Genomic DNA, 4,244 nt, shown 5'->3' with positions numbered 1-4,244 from the left:
GTGAGCTGGTCGCTGCGTGTGTCCAAGCCGCAGAGCAGCGAGTTCCTCGACAGCCCGCGCATCGCCGTAGTGCCAAACGGCGACCTGATCAGCAGCTACGCGAACTCACGCTGGAGCGACCCGACGCCGGTGTTGCTGCGCAATCGGTTTATGGACGGTTTCCAGCGCGATGGGCGGGTGACGCTGCTGAGTACCGACGAGACCAACCTGCAGGCCGATTACGAGCTGGGCGGGCAGCTGCAGGCGTTTCAGAGTGAGTACCATGGCAGTGCGGTGGAGGTGGTGATCCGCCTGGATGCGCGGCTGGTGCGTGGCAGTGATCAGCGGATTATTGCCAGTCGGCGGTTTGAGGTGAAGCAGCCGGTCGGCGATACAAAGGTACCAGCGGTAGTGGCGGCGTTTGGGCAGGCAGGGGATCAGTTGAATAAGCAGGTGGTGGATTGGGTGGTGCAGCAGGGCAATGCTGCTGCGAAACGATGAGTGCCTCTTCGCAGGCCAGCCAGCTCCCACATTTGACGGTGTTCACAACTCAAAATGTGGGAGCTGGCTTGCCTGCGATCGCGATCTAAGCCTTAACCAAAGAACCAGTAGCACACCGAAATTGCCGCCACCACGCCGGCAAACTCCGCCAGCAACGCACATCCAACCGCATGCCGCGCGCGCTGGATGCCCACCGAACCAAAGTACACCGCCAACACATAAAAGGTGGTCTCGGTACTGCCCTGAATCGTCGCCGCGACCAACGCCGGGAAGCTGTCCACGCCCTTGGCCTGCATGGTCTCGATCAACAGCGCCCGCGCCGCGCTGCCGGAGAACGGCTTGACCATCGCCGTCGGCAATGCATCGACAAAGCGCGTGTCCATGCCCGTCCAGGCCACCACATGGCGAATCCCCTCCAGGCCAAAGTCCAACGCCCCGGAGGCGCGCAATACGCCCACGGCGCAGAGCATCGCCACCAGATACGGCAGCAGGTTCTTGGCAACATCGAAGCCCTCTTTGGCACCTTCGACAAATGCCTCATACACCTTCACCTTGCGCAACGCACCGATCACCAGAAACAGCATGATCAAGCCAAACAGCGTCAGGTTGCCGAGGATCGACGACAGGCCCGCCAGCGCCGTGGCGGACAGTGTCGCCAGCAACGCCATAAAGCCGCCCAGCATCAGCGCGCCGGGAATCAGATACGCCAGCACCACCGGGTCCCACAAGCGCAGGCGCTGCATGACAGCCACCGACAACAGGCCCACCAGCGTTGAGGCGCTGGTGGCCAGCAGGATCGGCAGGAACACCAGCGTCGGGTCGGCGGCGCCTTGCTGGGCGCGGTACATGAAGATCGTCACCGGCAACAGCGTCAGCGAGGACGCGTTAAGCACCAGGAACAGAATCTGCGCGTTGCTCGCGGTGTTGGGGATGGGGTTGAGTTCCTGCAACGCCTTCATGGCTTTCAGGCCAATCGGCGTGGCGGCGTTGTCCAGGCCCAGGCCATTGGCGGCGAAGTTGAGGGTGATCAAGCCGATGGCCGGGTGGCCAGCGGGCACTTCCGGCATCAAACGGCGAAACAGCGGGCCGAGCGCCTTGGCCAGCCAATCGACGATGCCCGCTTTTTCGGCGATGCGCAAAAAGCCCAGCCATAAGGTCAGGGTGCCGAACAGCAGCACCATCACGTCCACCGACAGTTTGGCCATGGCGAAAATGCTTTCGACCATCGCCGCAAAAATCCCGGCATTACCGCCAACCAGCCATTGCGCCAGTGCTGACACCATTGCCACGACAAAGAAGCCAAGCCACAGGCCATTGAGCATCAGTTGAATCCCCCGAAAGATGGGGCGAATGATAGCGGGGCTGGCAGAAACGACAAACCCCGGAATTTTCCGGGGTTTGTTTCAAAGCAGCGGTGCTATCAGCCGCGGGTAGCTTGTGCGGTCGGTGCGGCTTCTTTGCTGCGCCAGTGCGGCAGCGAGTTCCAGTAGCGCTCGCCCTTGGCATCGTCGTACATGCCTTCCCAACGGGAGATGACCAGAACGGCCAGGGCGTTGCCAATCACATTAAGTGCGGTACGCGCCATGTCCATCACTCGGTCGACGCCGGCGATGAAGGCCAGGCCTTCCAGCGGAATGCCCACGCTGCCCAGAGTCGCCAGCAGCACCACGAAGGACACACCCGGCACGCCGGCGATACCTTTGGAGGTGACCATCAGGGTCAGTACCAGCATCAGTTGCTGGCCAATCGACAGGTCGATGCCATACAGCTGGGCGATAAAGATGGCCGCGATACTCTGGTACAGGGTCGAACCGTCGAGGTTGAACGAGTAGCCGGTTGGCACTACGAAGCTGCAGATGGCCTTCGGCGCACCGTAGGCTTCCATCTTCTCGATCACACGCGGCAACACGGTTTCGGAGCTGGCGGTGGAGTAGGCCAGTACCAACTCATCCTTGAAGATGCGCATCAGCTTGAGAATCGAGAAGCCGAACAGGCGGGCGATCAGGCCCAGTACCGCAAAGGCGAAGAACAGGATGGCGACGTAAACCAGGATCACCAGCTTGGCCAGCGGCAGCAAGGAGGCGAAACCGAAGTTGGCGACGGTTACCGCGATCAAGGCAAATACACCGATTGGGGCGTACTTCATGATCATGTGGGTCACTTTGAACATGCTCTCGGACACGCCCTGGAACATGGTCACCAGCGGTTCGCGCAGCTCAGGCTTGAGGCTCGACAAGCCCAGGCCGAACAGCACCGAGAAGAAGATGATCGGCAGCATGTCACCACGGGCAACGGCAGCGAAAATATTCGATGGGATCAGGTTGAGGATGGTTTCGATGAACGCATGCTCATGCTGCACTTCGGCGGCGGTGGCGGTGTATTTGGAAATGTCGACGGTACCCAGGGTACTCATGTCGATGCCGGCGCCCGGGTGGAACAGGTTGGCAAGCAACAGGCCGACCACAATGGCGATGGTGGTGACCACTTCGAAGTAAAGAATGGTTTTGACGCCGATCCGCCCCAGCTTCTTCGCATCCCCTACGCCGGCGATGCCAACAATCAGCGAGGAAATCACAATCGGGATCACGATCATCTTGATCAGGCGGATAAAGATATCGCCCGCTGGCTGCAACACATTGCTGATCCACCAGGCTTTTTCAGCACTGAAATGGTTGAGCACTGCACCGATTGCGATCCCCAGTACCAAACCGATGAGGATCTGCCAGGCGAGGCTTAGCTTTGCCTTCTTCATGTCATTACCCTTACTTCAAGTGGACTTAAGGCAAATGCGCCACTCGCAACGCTCGGAAGCGAAAAAGTGTGCGCATTTGCCTCCATGGAAGGTCACCGCAGCATGGCCGAAATGGCTTACTGGCAGGCGAAAAAAGGCGCAACTATTCCCATGCAAGGGTTCGACGTCTAATGCCGTAAACGCCTACCCTATGCCGAATCGGCATGACTTTTTTTGAAATTAGCTGTCCGAACGGTCAGTTCAAATCCGCCATTAAAGCCCGTGAATATGCCGTTAACCGGCCAATACCGGCTCGCTCAGAGATGTTGGACGACTTATACAGGTTGGCGAAAATGCCTGGGAATTCACTGACCTGGCGCCAGAAATGTCCTATGGCGCAGCCAAAATTTTCTCGATAGATGGTCGCCACGAAACACCAAGTAATGGTTAGGCGCGCGCAAAAGAGAAATTGTCGGCTATGAGCCGTATAAGAAGCGGAGCATGAGAGTGACAAGCCCGTCGCAAGTTCAGCAAGCGTGAGGGCTTGTGAACTTGCGTCGCAGCTTTTCACCTGACCCGGCCCTTGCGCAGGCACTCCCTGTACCCGTAGGTCACGCCGATCTCGATTGATCAGAGCAACCCGGCCCCCTGGTCATGCATCACCCTTGGCGGGCGATGCAGACAGAAAGAAGCGAGGGGCTTCTTTCTATGGACGCCGGCGCCGCAGACGACAGACGCATCAGACGGAACCTAGTACCAATTCGGATCTTTCTTAAGCTGCTCCATCAGCAGCTTTTGCATGCCTTCGTTCGGCTTACCGATAAAACGGTAATCGGCGTGCCGTGTCGGGGATTTGTCTGCCGGCAAACCGGCCGGGACTTCCACCAACATGGCGTAGGCATCTTCCTTGTCGAGGCTAAAGGCAACGATCAGGCGCTTGTTCAGGCACGTATCTGCAGTCTCACAGAGCGGCCCCACCAAATACTTGTCGCCATCTTCTTCAACGGCATTCATTTGCTCGGCCGTACCGGAC

The 4,244-nt window shown here is 58.8% G+C and carries 4 protein-coding genes; 1 reads left to right on the top strand and 3 read right to left on the bottom strand.

Annotation, left to right across the window (positions count from 1 at the left end; genetic code table 11):
• On the top strand, positions 1-480 hold a 480-nt coding region (locus FEM54_RS25985; RefSeq protein ID WP_138453604.1), incomplete at its 5' end, for an ABC-type transport auxiliary lipoprotein family protein.
• Between the two features lie 92 nt (positions 481-572).
• Here FEM54_RS25985 and FEM54_RS25980 read toward each other — a convergent pair.
• The 3 genes from FEM54_RS25980 to FEM54_RS25970 all read right to left on the bottom strand — a co-directional run.
• Complete coding sequence (locus tag FEM54_RS25980; RefSeq protein ID WP_017139079.1) at positions 573-1,802, bottom strand: nucleoside recognition domain-containing protein; 1,230 nt, start codon at positions 1,800-1,802, stop codon at positions 573-575.
• A gap of 98 nt (positions 1,803-1,900) precedes the next feature.
• Positions 1,901-3,232, bottom strand: a complete 1,332-nt coding sequence (gltP, locus tag FEM54_RS25975; protein ID WP_017139080.1) for a glutamate/aspartate:proton symporter GltP — start codon at positions 3,230-3,232, stop codon at positions 1,901-1,903.
• Positions 3,233-3,961: 729 nt separating this feature from the next.
• On the bottom strand, positions 3,962-4,244 hold a 283-nt coding region (locus FEM54_RS25970; RefSeq protein ID WP_205894432.1), incomplete at its 5' end, for an inhibitor of vertebrate lysozyme family protein.

The organism is Pseudomonas edaphica (assembly GCF_005863185.1).
Classification (GTDB): domain Bacteria; phylum Pseudomonadota; class Gammaproteobacteria; order Pseudomonadales; family Pseudomonadaceae; genus Aquipseudomonas; species Aquipseudomonas edaphica.
This window is presented reverse-complemented; position numbering and strand designations above follow the sequence as displayed.

What these genes read in the sequence shown, in the direction of transcription:
- gltP (WP_017139080.1), bottom strand. Translation starts at nt 3,232, where the DNA reads ATGAAGAAGGCAAAGCTAAGCCTCGCCTGGCAGATCCTCATCGGTTTG.
- FEM54_RS25980 (WP_017139079.1), bottom strand. Translation starts at nt 1,802, where the DNA reads ATGCTCAATGGCCTGTGGCTTGGCTTCTTTGTCGTGGCAATGGTGTCA.